Raw genomic sequence first — 14,760 nt, forward strand, 5'->3', positions numbered from 1 at the left:
GCCCGATAACCGCTCACCCCCACCATCACCCACCAGAACAAGAGGGAGACCATGGACCGGCTGGAACTCGACGACCTGAAGCGCATCCTGCGCGAGTGCGCGGGCGAGGAGGAGGGCGTCGACCTCGACGGCGACGTCCTGGACATGAACTGGTTCGAGCTGGGCTACGACTCGCTCGCCGTCCTCCAGACCACCGGCTACATCGAGCGCGAGTACGAGGTCCTGCTCGACGAGGAGGCCCTCGACGACGCCGACACCCCCCGCCGCTACCTCGCCATGGTCAACGAGGTGCTGTCCGCACGGGCCGCGGTCTGATTCCGGTGCGCGAACAGGCAGCCACCGCCCGCCCCCCGGCCGGCGCCGACGACGCCGTCGACACCGACGTCTGCGTCATCGGCGCCGGACCCGCCGGGCTGGCCCTGACACTCATGCTGCTGCGCTCGGGCGTCCGGGTCACCCTGGTGGAACGTTCCACCGCGTTCCACCGCGACTTCCACGGCGAGATCCTCCAGCCCGGCGGCCAGCGGATCCTCGACGAACTCGGCGTGCTCGCCGCGGCCACGGCCCACGGCGCGGCGCGCCTGGAAGGGTTCCAGGTACGAGAGCGGGAGCGGGTGCTCCTCGACATCGACTACGGGCGGCTGCCCGCCCCGTACGACCACCTGCTCGCCCTCCCGCAGCCGCACCTGCTCCGGGAGCTCCTCGCCGCCTGCCGGCGGCTGCCCGGTCTCACCCTGCTCGAAGGCCACCGGATCGCAGCCCTCCGCCAGAGGCGGCGGTACGGACCCTGCACGGGCGCCATCGTGAACGGCCCCGACCGCAAGCCCGTCACCGTGCGCGCCCGGGTGGTCGTCGGCGCCGACGGCCGGTTCTCCAAGACCCGCGCGCTCGCCGGGATCGACGCCGGCCGCCGCGAGTCCTTCGCCCACGACGTGGTGTGGTTCGCGCTCGACGCCCCCGGCCGGGCCACCGGGCGGGTACGGGTGCACCGCGCGGACGGCAGCGCCCTGCTCGTCCACGACACCCACCCCGACCGGCTGCGGATCGGCTGGACCCTGCCGCACGGCGCCTGGCGCGGCGTCGTCCGGCGCGGCATCGAGGACGTCCGGCGGGAACTGGCCGCGGCCCTGCCCCCGTTCGCGGACCTCATACACGATCAGATCACCTCCCTGGCCGACCTGACCCTGCTCGACGTGTTCGCCTCGCACGCCGCGGAATGGGTGCGCGACGGGCTCGTCCTGCTCGGCGACAGCGCCCACACGCACGGGCCGATCGGCGCCCAGGGCATCAACCTGGCCCTCCAGGACGCCGCCGCGCTGCACCCCGTACTCGTCTCCGCGCTGTCCGCGGGGGAACCGACCGCACAGCGCCTCGCGGCCTACCGGGACCGGCGCGCCCCCGCGGCGGCCGCCGTGCACCGCATGCAGGTCGTGCAGGCCCGCATGATGTTCGGCGGGGGCGGGACCGCCGCCGACTTCCTGCGGGCGCGGGCGGCGGCGCTCGTCACCCGCACCCCCATCGGCGCGAAGATCACCCGGAGGGTCGCGCACGGCTCCGACCCGGCCGGGGTCCGCACCGACCTGTTCACCGCGCTGCCCGCCCGCCAGGACGCGTAGCCCCCGAACCCGCCCCGGGCGCGCCGGCCCCGGGCGGGTCGTCCCCGGGCGGCCCGGCCCCCCCCGGCGTGCCGGTCAGGGCAGGTCGTCGCGCGTCACCACGCGGTGGGCGACCTGCCAGCCGCCGGGCCCGGGCACCAGTACGTCCTCCATCACGCACACCCGGTGCACCTTCGACTCACCGCCCCGCGGGGTCAGGTACACCAGGGCGTAGCTGCGCGTGTGCACCGAGCCGTCGGGCTGCGGCCGCGCGTCCAGCATGCCGAGCCAGTGCCGCAGCTGCTCACCGCTGCCGGCCTGCACCTCCGCGTTGCGCCGGACGTTCGCGGCGAGGGCGGCGCGCCCCACCACCGGCGCCGGCAGCGTCGGCACGTCGAAGACCGCATCCGGCGTGAACGTGTCCGCCCACGGCTCGGCCTCGAAGGAGTCGAACAGCTGCATCTGGCGGGAGTAGAACTGCTGGACCTCGGCGTACAGCAGTGCGGACTCCCGCTCCCGGGGCGGGCGCAGGGACGCTTCGGCGGCGGTCGTCGTGGTCATCGGGGACTCCGTTCCATCGGTTCCCCGCAGCATCTGCGGCGCGGATCGAGCGCTCTTCGAAGACTCCTCAAGCGCCGCTGCCCAGGCTGGGCCGACAGGGTCTGGGGTGCCGCCGCAGCCGCGGCCGCCCGTTCGGGAGCCAGGAGGAGAGCACCATGCCGAGATTCGTGTACCCGGAACTCCCGCTCGACGGCCTGCTGCGCCGGGCGGCGGTCCGCGACCCCGCCGGGCGGGCGATCCGGACCGCGACCGGCGCCGGTGTCACGACGACGGTGACCTTCGCCGAGCTCGACGCCCGGGCCGACCGCTTCGCCGCGTACCTGGAACACACCCTCGGCCGGCGCGGGGCGCGGATCGGCGTCGCCAACGTCCTCGACCCCGTCTTCGCCGCCGCCTACTACGGGACCGTGCGCAGCGGGAACACGGTGGTGCTGGTCAACCCGCTGATCAAGGAGGCGGGCCTGGTCCACGTCCTGCGGACCGCCGAGGCCGAGGTGGCGTTCGTACCGGCCGGCACGGCCGAACTCCTGGCCAAACTGGGCGACCGGCTGCCGCACCTGCGGTCCGTCGTCGTCACCGACGCGCCCGACGGCGTGGTTCCCGGTGACGCCGTCCCGCTGGCCGTGGCCCTGGAGTCGGCGCCGGAGCGGACGGAGCTGCCCGGGGCCGTCGACCTCGACGGCGACGTGTGCATCCAGTTCACCACCGGCACCACCGGTCGCCCCAAGGGCGTCCGGCTCACCCACCGCAACCTGGTGGCGAACGCCGCCCAGACCGCCGCCGCGCACGACCTCGGCAGCGACTCGGTCACCCTCAACCACCTGCCGCTCTACCACACCATGCACCTCAACTCGGGTGTGTACGCCGGCGCCTGCCAGGTGCTGTACACCGACCCCGACCCGGTCGCCTCGCTCGCCGCCGCCGCGCGGGCGGAGGCCACTCACTACTACGGGCTGCCCGCCCGGCTGCACCGGCTGGCCCAGGACGAGCGGCTCACCCACGACTTCCCGGCCGGGCGCCGCCTCACCGCCGTCCTCTCCGGCGGCACCGCCCTGTCCCCGACCGCCGCCCGCACCCTGCGCGCACGCCTGGGCGTGCCCGTCATCCAGGGCTACGGGCTCGCCGAGCTCTCCCCGCTGTCCCACAGCCAGGACCCGCATCACCCCAAGAGCGGCTCGGTGGGCGCCGCCGTACCCGGCACCGAGTGCCGGATCGTCGCCGTGGACTCCAGCACGCCGCTCGACGTGTACGCCACCGGCGAGGTCCAGGTCCGCGGGCCGCAGGTGATGGCCGGCTACCTCGACGACAGCCTGCCCCCGCCCGTCGACGCGGACGGCTGGTTCGCCACCGGGGACGTCGGCTACCTGAGCGAGGACGGCGTGCTGTTCCTGGTCGACCGGCTCGACGACGTCTTCAAGTACGACAACGAACTCGTCTCGCCCAGCGGGGTCGAGGACGTCATCGGCGCCGACCCGCGCGTCGCCGAGTGCATCGTGGCCGGCTGGCCGGACCCGGTCCACGGCGCTCTCGTCTGGACCGGCATCGTGCTGCGCGACCCCACCGCGCCCGGCCTGCTCGACGTCGTCGACTCCATCGTCGAGCGCGCCAACGCCCGCCTCAACGACTTCGAGCAGATCCGCCGCGTCGAGGTGCTCGACGCCGTGCCGCGCAACCACGTCGGCAAACCCGAGCGGCGCGCGCTGCGCCAGAGCCTGCGCGGCCGCGCCTCCGCGGAGGCCGCGGCCGTCTGACCCCGGCCCCCGACTTCCCCTTCGCAACCCGTACGACCAGAGGAGCAGCCACGTGGCGAGCAGTACCGGCACACCGTCCGGGGGCGGACCCGCCCGGGTCCTCGTGGTGGGGGCGGGCCCCGTGGGCCTGACCGCCGCCCATGAACTGGCCCGGCGGGGGCTGCGCGTACGCCTCGTCGACGGGGCCCCCGGGCCGGCCCGCGAGAGCCGGGCCGTGGCCGTCCACCCGCGCACCCTGGAGACGTTCGACCAGATGGGCGTCGTGGACGGGGTGCTCGCGCGGGGCCGCAAGAACCGGGCCTTCACGATGTACGCGCGCGGCAGCCGCCTGGTCCGCCTCGACGCGGACTACCGCACGATGCCCACCCGCTTCCCGTACAGCCTGATCATCGGGCAGGCGGAGACGGAACACGTGCTCCGCGAGGCCGTCGCCCGGCTCGGCGTCACCGTCGAATGGGGGGTGCGGCTGGCCTCGTTCGAGCAGGACCGGGCCCGGGTGCGCGCCCGCCTGGAGCACCCCGACGGCAGCACCGAGGAGTACGAGGTGCCCTGGCTGGTGGGCTGCGACGGCGGCCACAGCACCGTGCGCAAGCAACTCGGGCTGCCGCTGATCGGCGAGTCCAGCGAGACCTGGGCGCTCGCCGACGCCCCCGTCTCCACCGACCTGCCGCCCGACACGATCTACTGGGTCCACACCGGCAGCCAGGCCCTGATGATGGTCCCGTACCAGCGCGAGGGGTACTGGCGGCTGCTCGACACCGCCCCCGGAGCCCGGCCCGGGGATGCGGCGCAACGCTTCTCGGAGAAGCTCGGCGCCGGGCTCGGCCGCCCGGTCCGGGTCGGGGAACCCGAGTGGACCTCCGTGTTCACGTTCCAGCAGCGGATGGTGCCGCGCATGCACGACGGCCGCTGCTTCGTGGCGGGCGACGCGGCCCACGTGCACAGCCCCGCCTCCGGGCAGGGCATGAACACCGGCATCCAGGAGGCCTACAACCTGGCCTGGAAGCTCGCCATGGCCGCCCGGGGGCAGGCCGGCCGGGAGCTGCTGGCCACGTACGGGCAGGAACGGGTCCCGATCGGCGAGGCCCTGATCGGATCGACCCGGAAGGCCACCTTCCTGGTCCAGTTCAAGAACGCCCTGGCCGGGCTCGCCCTGCCGGTCGTCTTCACCGTCGTCCGCACCGTCGGACCACTGCGCCGGGCCATCCAGCGCAAGGTCCTCGGCGGTATGTCCGGCCTGCTCCTGTCGTACGGGGACAGCCCGCTGAGCACCGCCGACCCGCTGATGGGGCTGCCCGCCGGGACCCGGGCCGCGGCGGCGGCCGACCGGCGCGGAGACCCCGGCTCCGAGGCGCTGCGCGCCGAACTGCGCGACCCCCGCTGGTCTCTGGTGTGGGAGGCGGGCGGCCCGGGCGGGGTCGGCGCGGCCGTGGCGGCCGCCGCCGCCCGCACGCACGGCGCCTGGCTGTCGGTGCGGACGGTGGAGGACGGCCCGGCCGGGGACTGCGTGGACGGTGGCGGGCCCCGGCCGCTGGGGGATCCGGAAGGGGTGCTGCGGCGTGCGCTGGGGATGCGGCCCGGCGGCTGGCTGCTGATCCGGCCCGACGGCTACGTCGCCGCGGGCGGCGCGGCCCTGACCCGGCGCGCCCTCGCGCAGGCCCTGGCGCCCCTGGGCCCCCAGGCCGCCCCGACGGCTGCGGACCCCGGCGCGGGAGAACCCGTACCGGCCCTCGATCCCGCTTCCACCGCACCTCCAGTGCTCCGCGACACGGTCGAACTCCCACCACGGGTTCTGGAGGCTCAACGATGACCACGACGTCCACGACGGCCACGACGGCCACGACGACAACGGGGCGGCCGGTGGTGCCGACGGCGCCGGACAGGCCGGTCGCCCTCGTCACCGGCGGCACCAGCGGTATCGGCCTGGCGGTCGTACGGGACCTGGCCGGCCGCGGACACCGGGTGTTCCTGTGCGCGCGGACCCCCGAGAACGTCAAGCGGACCGTCGAGGAGCTGCGCGCCGAAGGCCTGGACGTCGCGGGCACCGCCGCCGACGTCCGCTCCCGCGAAGCGGTCGCTGAGCTGGTGGCCGCCGCCGTCGCGGAGTGGGGGGCCCCGGTCTCCGTCCTCGTCAACAACGCCGGGCGCAGCGGCGGCGGTCCGACCGCGGACATCACCGACGAGCTCTGGTACGACGTCATCGACACCAACCTGAACAGCGTCTTCCTGCTCACCCGGGAAGTCCTCAAGCACGGCGGCCTCGGCGGCGCCCCGTGGGGCCGGATCATCAACATCGCCTCCACGGCCGGCAAGCAGGGCGTCCTGCTGGGCGCGCCCTACTCGGCGTCCAAGCACGCCGTCGTCGGCTTCACCAAGGCCCTCGGCAAGGAGCTGGCCCCGGCCGGGATCACCGTCAACGCCGTGTGCCCCGGCTACGTCGAGACGCCCATGGCGCAGCGCGTCCGGGCCGGCTACGCGGCCGCCTGGGACACCACGACCGAGGACGTGCAGGAGCAGTTCGAGGCGAAGATCCCGCTGGGCCGCTACGCGACCCCGGAGGAGGTGGCGGCCATGGTCGGCTACCTGACCACGGACCTCGCCGCCTCCGTCACCGCGCAGGCGCTGAACGTCTGCGGCGGGCTGGGGAACTTCTGATGGCGGCCGAGCGGGTGCACCGCACCGTGCACGAGACCGAGGTGGCCGCCCCCGCGGGCGTGGTCTACGGACTGATCGCGGACCCCGTGCAGTGGCCGCTGTACTTCCCGCCCAACGTGTACGTGGAGCGCCTGGAGTTCGACGGCGTCCACGAGCGGCTGCGGATGTGGGCGACGGCGAACGGCCGGGTCAAGTCCTGGACCTCGCGCCGGGTCCTCGACGCCGCCGCCCGGCGCATCGAGTTCCGGCAGGAGGTCCCCGCTTCCCCGCTGTCGGCGATGACCGGCACCTGGATCGTCGAGCCGCTGGGCGCCGAACGCTCCCGGCTGGTCCTGCTGCACGACTTCTGCGTCGGGGGCGACCGGGCCGAGGACGTCGAGTGGGTCGAGCGCGCCACCGACACCAACAGCCGTGCGGAGCTGGCGAACCTGGCCGCGCTCGGCGAGCGCTGGGGCAGGCTCGACGACCTCGTGATGTCCTTCGAGGACACCGTCCGCGTCGACGCCCCGCCGGAGCTCGTCTACGCCTTCCTGGAACGGGCCGAGCAGTGGCCACAGCTGCTGCCGCACGTGTCGCGGCTGGAGCTCACCGAGCCCGACGAGCTGCCGGGCGTCCAGGTCATGGCCATGGACACGCTCACCGCCGACGGGTCCTCGCACACCACCGAATCGGTGCGGGTGTGCTTCCCGGCGGCCGGCCGCATCGTCTACAAGCAGACCCGCACGCCCGCCCTGATGTCCGCCCACACCGGGGTGTGGACGGTCACCGGCGGCGCGTACGGCTCGACCGTCACCTCGCAGCACGGCGTCGTGCTCCGCGAGGAGGCGGTGCAGCAGGTGCTGGGGGCCACGGCCGACCTGGCGGCGGCTCGCCGGTACGTACGGGAGGCGCTCGGCCGCAACAGCACGGCGACGATGACGTACGCGAAGCAGCACGCGGAATCGGCGCTCGCGCGCTGAGGCCCGCACTCCAGGGCGTTTCGAGCGGAGTTCAGGCCGGTACGGACAGACTTTTGATCACTTGTGAGGGAAGGGTGTGGCGATGTCGGTCCAGCAGGTGCACCGCACGTCCTATTCCGTGGACGTGAACGCGCCCCCGGGCGTTGTCTACGGGCTGCTCGCGGACACCACCCGGTGGCCGCTGTTCTTCCCGTCGGTCATCCACGTGGAACGGCTCGACTTCGACGGCTCCCAGGACCGGTTCCACATCTGGGTCACCGCGAACGGGACCGTCAGGTCCTGGCTCTCGCGCCGCACCCTGGACGCGCCCGGGCTGCGCATCGACTTCCGCCAGGAGGTCCCCGCCGCCCCCGTCGTCTCGATGGGCGGCAGCTGGATCGTGGAGCCGCGCGGCACCGGCCGCTCCCGGCTGGTGCTGCTGCACGACTTCGCCGTCGCCGGCGACCGGCCCGCCGACGTCGAATGGACCAAGGAAGCCACCGACACCAACAGCCGCGCCCAGCTGGCCACGCTGAAGGAGGCCGCGGAGCGCTGGACCCGGCTCGACGGCCTCATGCTGTCCTTCGAGGACTCCGTACGCGTCAACGGCCCCGCGGAACTCGTCTACCAGTTCCTCTACGGGGCTGCAGACTGGCCGGAGCGCATCCCGCACGTGGCGCGCGCCACCGTCACCGAGGACGAGCCCGGCGTCCAGCTGCTGAGCATGGACACGGTGACCGCCGACGGCTCCGCGCACACCACCGAGTCGGTGCGGGTGTGCTTCCCGCACGCCGGCCGCATCGTCTACAAGCAGACCGCGACCCCCGCCCTGATGGCCGCGCACACCGGCGAGTGGTCGCTGATCCCCGACGAGCGCGGCGTCACCGCCGTCTCCCAGCACAGCGTGCTGCTGCGGGAGGAGGCGGTCGAGCGGGTGCTCGGCCCCGGCGCCGACCTGGCGGCGGCCCGCCGGTACGTGCGCGAGGCACTCGGCCGCAACAGCACCGCCACGCTCGGCCTGGCCCGACGGCACGCGGAGACTGCCGTCCGCACCCTCTGACGCCGGGGCGCCCCGCGCACGGCCCTGCGCTCCGCCGGGACTCCGGCGGGGTGTCAGGCCCGCGTCAGCGAAATGTGGAACCCCCGCGCATACTCGACCCCTTTGAAGTGCGAGGCCGAGACGAGGGGGAGAGGATGAGCGTCGGCTCCGAGCAGACCGGCCCGCCCGCACACCCCGGGCCCGGACGCCCGGACCCCGTACACCCGGGGCCCGGACTGCCCGCCGGGGCACGGCAGCGCGAGGTGCTGCTCGATGCCATGGCCGCCCGGCCCGGCTCCGGACTGCACGTCGGACAGCTGCACTGGCGCTGGTACGGCTCCCTGGACACCCGGCGGTTCCAGGCCGCATGGCAGACCGTGTACGACCGCGAGGCGGTGCTGCGCGCCGCGTTCGCCCCGTACGGGACCCGCGGCGGACCGCGCGTCGTCGTGTACCCGCGGGTCGTCGCGCAGCCGGTGCGCCACCCGCAGGGCTCCGCCGACTGGCAGGCCCTGCTGCTCAGCGAGCGGCAGCGCGACTTCGACCTGACGCGGCCCGGGCCGCTGCGCATCGCACTGCTCGACGAACAGTGCGGTGCGGGCGGTGCGGGCGGTACCGGGGGTGCGGGCGGTGCGGGTGGTCCGACGCGGGTCATCCTGACGTACCACCAGGCCCTGCTCGACGGCCGCAGCGTACGCCTGCTGCTGCGCGCCTTCGCCCGGGCCTACCTCGCCGAAGGTGCCGCCACCGGCGGCGAGCGCCGCCCCGACCTGCGGGACCACCTGCGCTGGCTGGCCGGCCAGGACCTCGGCCCGGCCCGCGCGTTCTGGTCCGCGGCCGCGCCGCCCGCCGGATCGGCCACCCTGCCGCCGACCGGGGACGCAGGACGGCCGCGGGCCCGGACCGGACCCGTGCGCACCACCGTCCGGCTGGACCCGTACGAGGCCTCCCGGCTGCGGGACTGGGCCGCCGTGCGGGGCGTCACCGAGAGCACCGCCCTCCAGGCGGCCTGGGCCCTCCAGCTGCGCCGGGCCGTCCCCGACGCGGGCCCGGTCACCGTGGCGTTCGCCATGGCCGTGTCCGGCCGCGGCATCCCGCTGGACGGGGCCTCCCGGCTGCCCGGCCCGCTGCGCAACCCGCTGCCGATGTCCGTGGACGTCGACCCCGGTGAGCCGTTCGCCCGGCTGCTCGCCGACCTCGGCGACCGGGCGTTCGACCTCGCCGCGTACGAGTGGGTCTCCATGGGACAGGTGCACGCGTGGAGCGGCCGGGAGCCGGACGAGCCGCTCACCGGGACACTGCTGGCCTTCGACCCGCCGGCGGCGAGCGGCCCGGATCCGCTGGACGAGGAGTTCGCCGCCCAGGGGATCCGGGTGACCGCGCCCGAGACCGTCGACGCACACAGCGGCTTCGCCCTGTCGCTGACCGCGCACCACGACCGCGACGGCGGCCTGGTGCTGACCGGGGTGCACGACCGGACGCGGATCGCCGACGCGGCCGACGCCGCGGACGCCGTCCACCGGACCGCGCTGCTGCTGCGGGAGTTCCCCGCCCGCGTACGGGAGTCGACGACCGTCGGCGAGGCCCTGCGGCTGCTCGGCCCCCGGCCGCAGCCGCCGCTGCCGCGACCGGCGGGCGGTGCACGCCTGGTCCTGCTCCGCCCGGCCACCCGCCCCGGAGCCGGCACGGTGGTCCTGGTCCCGTCCCCGGACGCGCCCGCCGCCACCCCGGCCCCGGCCGAACCGGGGCACCGCCGGCTGGTCGCCCTGGACGGCCCGGCGGACGCCGCGGACTGCCTGGCCGCGCTGCGCCCGGTCCTGGCGCGGGGCGAACCCCTGACCCTGAGCTGCCCCCCGGCCGCGGCCCCCCTGGCCCGCGAACTCGCCCACCGCATCACGGCCCACGCCTGGCCCACCCCACCGATCACGATCACCCCGCCCGACGCCCCCTGACACATCGGCCCCGCCCCACCGGCCCGAAGCCCGGTCGCCCGGCGCGCCAGGCCATGACGGGCCGGTGCGGCCATCCGCCGTCGACGCCCGCGCGCGCGTCGCCCGCTGGGGCGGGCGTGGCGGACCGGGAGGGCGAACGCCCTCGGCGTACCCGCGGGGTGGGGTGTCGCGCGGCGGGTGGGCTGCTGCGCCGCTGGTGGGCTGCCGGCGGTGGCTGTCGCGCCAGCGGTGGGCTGTCGCGCGGCGGGTGGGCTGGCGCGGGGCCGATGGGCTGTCGCCGGTGGTGGGTTGCCGGTGGTGGCTGTCGCGCCAGCGGTGGGCTGCCGCGCGGCTGGTGGGCCGTCGCTGGTGGGGCCGAGGCCCTCGTTCGGCCGCCCGCGGCGCCGGGCGGGGGCCGTCACCGGGGTCGGCGGGCGCGCCGGGGGACAGGGTGCCCTGGGCTCGGTTTTCGGCGACGGGCGACCGGCAGGTGCGGCGTTCGGCTGGGCTTGTCGCGGCGGCGCCGCTGCCGGGGCCCGGCGCGGGCGGCGGGAGGCGGCGAGGCCCGGTGGCCGCTGCTGTCGTGGCCCGTCCGTGCTGCTGCCGCACCTGCCCGTCAGGGGGCGGCCTCCGCGCAGAGGAGGCCCGCGTCGCGCATCTCCTCGATCCAGACGTCCAGATCCGCGCGGGCGTTCTCGGGGCCGGTGTTCCAGAGGCGGGCGAGCAGGGCCGCCGCCGCCGTGCTGTCGCCGTCGTGCTGGCGCAGGGCGATCCACATGGCGGTGCCCACCGGCCCACAGCGGTAGCTCTCCGGGCCGGTGGACGACGCGGCCAGCAGTTCCAGACGGCCGTCGGCGTCCACGGAGGTGACACGCACCCCGGGCATCGGTCGGATCCGCACGGGCACCTCCGGGGCCGGCTCGGCGCCGGCCTTCGGGCCGGTCGAGGAACCCTCAAGCTATTACGGAAGCCGGGCAGGATCCATGGGACCGGCCGCAATCTGGGGTTCCCCCCACGACACCCCCTGTGGGCCCACATTCAGGAGTTAGGGGGGTTTACCGGACCGCCACGCCGGGCTCCGGCCGGTTCCCGTGCACCCTGGAGAAGGGGTCGAGCCGTCTTCCAGGGCTCTTCGAGCCGCTCCGCCGAGCGTGGCATCCGCAACCCCAGTCCCCCAGAACCCCACACAGGGCGGCGACCCCGCCGTGGCAGACCCGAGGAGCCCTCATGGTGACCTTCGTCAACAAGCTGACCGTCCACGGCGACATCGACCGCTTCCTGGCCGTCAAGGACCGCCTGACCGCGTACATGAGCAGCCAGCCCGGCTACATCGGCCACGAGGCCCTGCGCCACCTCGGCGACGAGCGGATCTTCCTCGAACTCGCCGTGTGGCAGGACGCCGAGGCCCACCGCAATGCCGTCCGCAGCGAACAGTTCCAGGCCCTCGTCAAGGACCTGGGCCCGCTGGCCACCCCCGAGCCCGGTCTGTACGAGACCGTGGAGGCGGCGCCCGGTGTCCGATGACGCGGCCGCCCTCCTCGCCCGCCGGCCCCGCGGGCCGCATCCGTCGCGGCGTTCCGCGGCCCCGCCGCTGACCGTCCTGTTCACCGGTCACGCGGGCCGGCGTCTCGCCCTCGGCCGTGAGCTGTACTGCTCGGTCCCCGACTTCCGGGCCGCGTACGACGTCGTGCGCGACGCACTGGACCCCTGGCTGCGGCTGCCCCTCGCCGCCGTGGTGTTCGCCCCCGAGGGCGGCGTCGACTCGGGCCTGATCCGCCGGGCGGAGTTCGCCCAGCCGGCGCTGTTCGCCTTCCAGGTGGCCGTGTACCGGCTCTGGCAGAGCTGGGGGCTGCGCGCCGACGCCGTGGCCGGACAGGGCGCCGGGGAACTGACCGCCGCGCACGTGGCGGGCGTGCTCAGCCTGGCCGACGCGGCCCGGCTCGTCGCCGCGCTCGGCCGGCTCGTCCCGCCGCGGCCCGCACCCGGCGCCGCCCGGGCCGCCGAGGGCGAGTTCCTGAAGGCGGCCCGCGAGAGCGCCCCCGCGCCACGGTCCTCCGTCGACCTCGTGTGCACGGCGACCGGCCGGGCCATCGGCCCCGGGCCGGACGAACGCCGGCTGCGGCCCGAGCGGCTGCTGCTCCAGGCCCACCAGGTCATCCGCACCGCCGATGCCGTACGCACCCTCGAAGCGGCCGGGTTCACCCGCCCCCACCCCTGCGGACCCGACCCCGAGGACACCCTCCCGGGCTGTGAACTGCGCGCCGCCCGCGCGGTGCTGCTCCACATCGAGGGACGCACCGCGGACCGCCGCCACCGGTGACCCCGGTGGCCGGTCTGCGGCCGTGCTGTACGAAGCCTCAAGCGGGCATCGAGTCGACGCCCGCACGCTGAAGATCCGCGCACGAGGACGGACCAGCCCCGCGGGCTGCGTACAGCGCAGGCCGGGAGTCCCGGACGAAGGAGCTGATCTCCGCCACCATGGCCACCACCACCGAGACCACCACGCGTCCCGAGAGCGGGCCCGCCGGTCATGCCCCCGGGGGCCGGGCCGCCGGGCGCGCCGCCGAGGAGACCGAGGCGTTGCGCCGGGCCGCGCGCCTCGAAGCCCTGCTGGGCGACCCCTACGATCCCGCGAACCCGCACGGCCTCGGCGCCCTGTTCGCCGCCGACGAGCGGCGCGAGCCGCCCGCGGCCACCGAGCGGCTGCTGGTGGGGGCGGGCCTGGGCGCCGAGTTCGTCCCCGCCGAGTTCGGCGGCCGGCTTACCCGCGCCGACCTGCTCGTCAAGGTGCTGCGCCCGGTCTTCCGCCGCGACCTCGCCCTGGGCTTCGGCTCCGGCATCACCTCGCTGTTCGCGACGTCCGCCGTCTGGGCGGCCGGCAGCGCCGTGCAGCGCCGGGCCACGGCGGACATCCTGCTCGGCGGCGGCCGCGCCTCGATCGTCCACCACGAGCTCGCCCACGCGAACGCCATCCTGCGCGACGAGTTCACCGCGGCCCCCCGCCCCGGCGGCGGGTTCTCGCTGAGCGGGCGCAAGGACGTCATCATCAACGCCGCACGGGCGGACGCGTACGTCGTCTACGCCCGGACCGACCGCGCCCGCAGCCCGCTCAGCCACTCCGTGCTGCTCCTCGACCCGGACGCTCTCGCCGCCGCCGGCGGTCTCGCCCACCTGCCGCGCGTCCCGACCGCCGGCATGCGCGGATCCCTCTTCTCCGGACTGCAGTTCACCGACTGCGAGGTCCCGGAGGGCGCCCTCGTCGGCCGGGTCGGCGAAGGCGTCGCGCTGGCGCTGCGCACGTACCAGGTCAACCGCTGCGTGATCTCCGCGACCGCCGTCGCCGCCGCGGGCACGGTCCTGCACTCCGCGGTGCGGGCCGCCACCACGGGCCGCAGCCGTCCCGTGGCCCGCCGCTTCCACAAGCCCCTCGCCGGGGTCTTCGCGGACCTGCTGGCCTGCGACAGCATGGCCACCGTCGCGCTGCGCGCCCTGAGCCTGCTGCCCGACCGCACCCACGTGCTCGCGGCGGCGGTCAAGTACGTCGTCCCCGACCTGCTCCGGGAGAGCCTGGAGGAGCTGGCGGCCGTGCTCGGCTCGCGCGGATACCAGCACGGCACCCCCGAGTACGGCGCGCTGGACAAGCTCTCCCGGGACCTGCCGGTCGCCGGGCTCGGGCACGCCGGGACCGCCGCCTGCCAGGCCGTGATCGTGCCCCAGCTGCGCGCCCTGGCGGAGCGGGCCTGGTTCAAGGAGGAGGAGCCGCCGCCCGAGCTGTTCCGCTCCGCGGCGAGCCTGCCGCAGCTCGACTACCGGCTCCTGGGCATCGCCGACGGCGGGGACTTCCTCGCCGCCTCGCTCGTCGGGTCGGCCGCCCGGCTGGCGGAGGTCCGCGGGGTCGGCGGCCAGCTCGCCGTCCTCGCCGACCTCGCCGAGGCGTTCGTCACCGAACTGCGGGCGCTGCGCGAGCAGTGCCGGGCGATCCCCCAGGGCGCGGCCGCCCTCGCCGATCCCGCGTGGTGCGTGCTCAGCGACCGTTACGCGCTGGTGCTCGCCGCGGCCGCGGTCCTGGGCACCTGGGAGGGCCAGGACGGCAGCGAGCCGTTCCTCGCCTCACCGGCGTGGGCCGTGCTCGCGCTGACCCGGATCGGCGGCCGGCTCGGCATCCCGGTGCCGGAGCTGCCCGACGACTGCCTCGGGCAGGTGCTGGAGGAGCTCGTGCGCCGCTACCGGGCGGGCCGCAGCTGCGACCTCGACGCCACCGAACTGGCCCAGTGAGCCGGGGGACACGCG

Annotated in this window: 13 protein-coding genes; 11 read left to right on the plus strand and 2 right to left on the minus strand. The window is 75.6% G+C overall.

The window, feature by feature from the left end; all coding sequences use genetic code 11:
* Positions 1 to 51 precede the first annotated feature (51 nt).
* Together ACIPK4_RS26155 and ACIPK4_RS26160 are read left to right on the plus strand one after the other, a co-directional pair.
* Positions 52 to 315, plus strand: a complete 264-nt coding sequence (locus ACIPK4_RS26155; protein ID WP_402316503.1) for an acyl carrier protein — start codon at positions 52 to 54, stop codon at positions 313 to 315.
* A 5-nt stretch (positions 316 to 320) separates the two neighbouring features.
* Positions 321 to 1,616, plus strand: coding sequence for an FAD-dependent monooxygenase (locus ACIPK4_RS26160; protein ID WP_402316506.1), 1,296 nt, complete (start codon positions 321 to 323; stop codon positions 1,614 to 1,616).
* Positions 1,617 to 1,691: 75 nt separating this feature from the next.
* On the opposite strand, the gene ACIPK4_RS26165 is transcribed toward ACIPK4_RS26160, so the two are convergent.
* A complete protein-coding gene (locus ACIPK4_RS26165; RefSeq protein ID WP_402316508.1) occupies positions 1,692 to 2,156 on the minus strand; it encodes a nuclear transport factor 2 family protein in 465 nt (154 codons plus the stop codon).
* Positions 2,157 to 2,311: 155 nt separating this feature from the next.
* On the opposite strand from ACIPK4_RS26165, the gene ACIPK4_RS26170 reads away from it, so the two are divergent.
* The 6 genes from ACIPK4_RS26170 to ACIPK4_RS26195 all read left to right on the plus strand — a co-directional run bounded on the left by ACIPK4_RS26170 (position 2,312) and on the right by ACIPK4_RS26195 (position 10,491).
* Positions 2,312 to 3,907 carry a class I adenylate-forming enzyme family protein gene (locus tag ACIPK4_RS26170; protein WP_402316511.1) on the plus strand — a complete coding sequence of 532 codons (1,596 nt, stop codon included), beginning with the start codon at positions 2,312 to 2,314 and terminating at the stop codon, positions 3,905 to 3,907.
* 52 nt (positions 3,908 to 3,959) lie between these two features.
* Complete coding sequence (locus ACIPK4_RS26175; protein ID WP_402316513.1) at positions 3,960 to 5,717, plus strand: FAD-dependent oxidoreductase; 1,758 nt, start codon at positions 3,960 to 3,962, stop codon at positions 5,715 to 5,717.
* Positions 5,714 to 6,562, plus strand: a complete 849-nt coding sequence (locus ACIPK4_RS26180) for an SDR family NAD(P)-dependent oxidoreductase (protein ID WP_402316516.1) — start codon at positions 5,714 to 5,716, stop codon at positions 6,560 to 6,562. Before ACIPK4_RS26175 ends, ACIPK4_RS26180 begins: the two co-directional genes overlap by 4 nt.
* On the plus strand, positions 6,562 to 7,521 hold the full coding sequence (locus ACIPK4_RS26185; RefSeq protein ID WP_402316519.1) for an aromatase/cyclase: 960 nt from the start codon (positions 6,562 to 6,564) through the stop codon (positions 7,519 to 7,521). The genes ACIPK4_RS26180 and ACIPK4_RS26185 overlap by 1 nt, the downstream gene beginning before the upstream one ends.
* Before the next feature lie 82 nt (positions 7,522 to 7,603).
* Positions 7,604 to 8,560: an aromatase/cyclase gene (locus ACIPK4_RS26190; RefSeq protein WP_402316521.1), complete on the plus strand. Its 957-nt coding sequence runs from the start codon at positions 7,604 to 7,606 to the stop codon at positions 8,558 to 8,560.
* Positions 8,561 to 8,694: 134 nt separating this feature from the next.
* Complete coding sequence (locus tag ACIPK4_RS26195) at positions 8,695 to 10,491, plus strand: condensation domain-containing protein (protein WP_402316523.1); 1,797 nt, start codon at positions 8,695 to 8,697, stop codon at positions 10,489 to 10,491.
* 595 nt (positions 10,492 to 11,086) lie between these two features.
* On the opposite strand, the gene ACIPK4_RS26200 is transcribed toward ACIPK4_RS26195, so the two are convergent.
* Entirely contained in the window at positions 11,087 to 11,371 is a 285-nt protein-coding gene (locus ACIPK4_RS26200; protein ID WP_402316526.1) for a PqqD family peptide modification chaperone, read from the minus strand.
* Positions 11,372 to 11,697: 326 nt separating this feature from the next.
* Here ACIPK4_RS26200 and ACIPK4_RS26205 point away from each other — a divergent pair, with 326 nt between their 5' ends.
* The 3 genes from ACIPK4_RS26205 to ACIPK4_RS26215 all read left to right on the plus strand — a co-directional run bounded on the left by ACIPK4_RS26205 (position 11,698) and on the right by ACIPK4_RS26215 (position 14,745).
* On the plus strand, positions 11,698 to 11,994 hold the full coding sequence (locus ACIPK4_RS26205) for an antibiotic biosynthesis monooxygenase (RefSeq protein ID WP_054223933.1): 297 nt from the start codon (positions 11,698 to 11,700) through the stop codon (positions 11,992 to 11,994).
* Positions 11,984 to 12,790: an acyltransferase domain-containing protein gene (locus ACIPK4_RS26210; RefSeq protein WP_402316528.1), complete on the plus strand. Its 807-nt coding sequence runs from the start codon at positions 11,984 to 11,986 to the stop codon at positions 12,788 to 12,790. Before ACIPK4_RS26205 ends, ACIPK4_RS26210 begins: the two co-directional genes overlap by 11 nt.
* A gap of 158 nt (positions 12,791 to 12,948) precedes the next feature.
* Positions 12,949 to 14,745, plus strand: a complete 1,797-nt coding sequence (locus ACIPK4_RS26215) for an acyl-CoA dehydrogenase (protein WP_402316531.1) — start codon at positions 12,949 to 12,951, stop codon at positions 14,743 to 14,745.
* Positions 14,746 to 14,760 lie beyond the last annotated feature (15 nt).

The sequence above is a fragment of the Streptomyces sp. NPDC086989 genome (assembly GCF_044745505.1).
GTDB lineage: Bacteria > Actinomycetota > Actinomycetes > Streptomycetales > Streptomycetaceae > Streptomyces.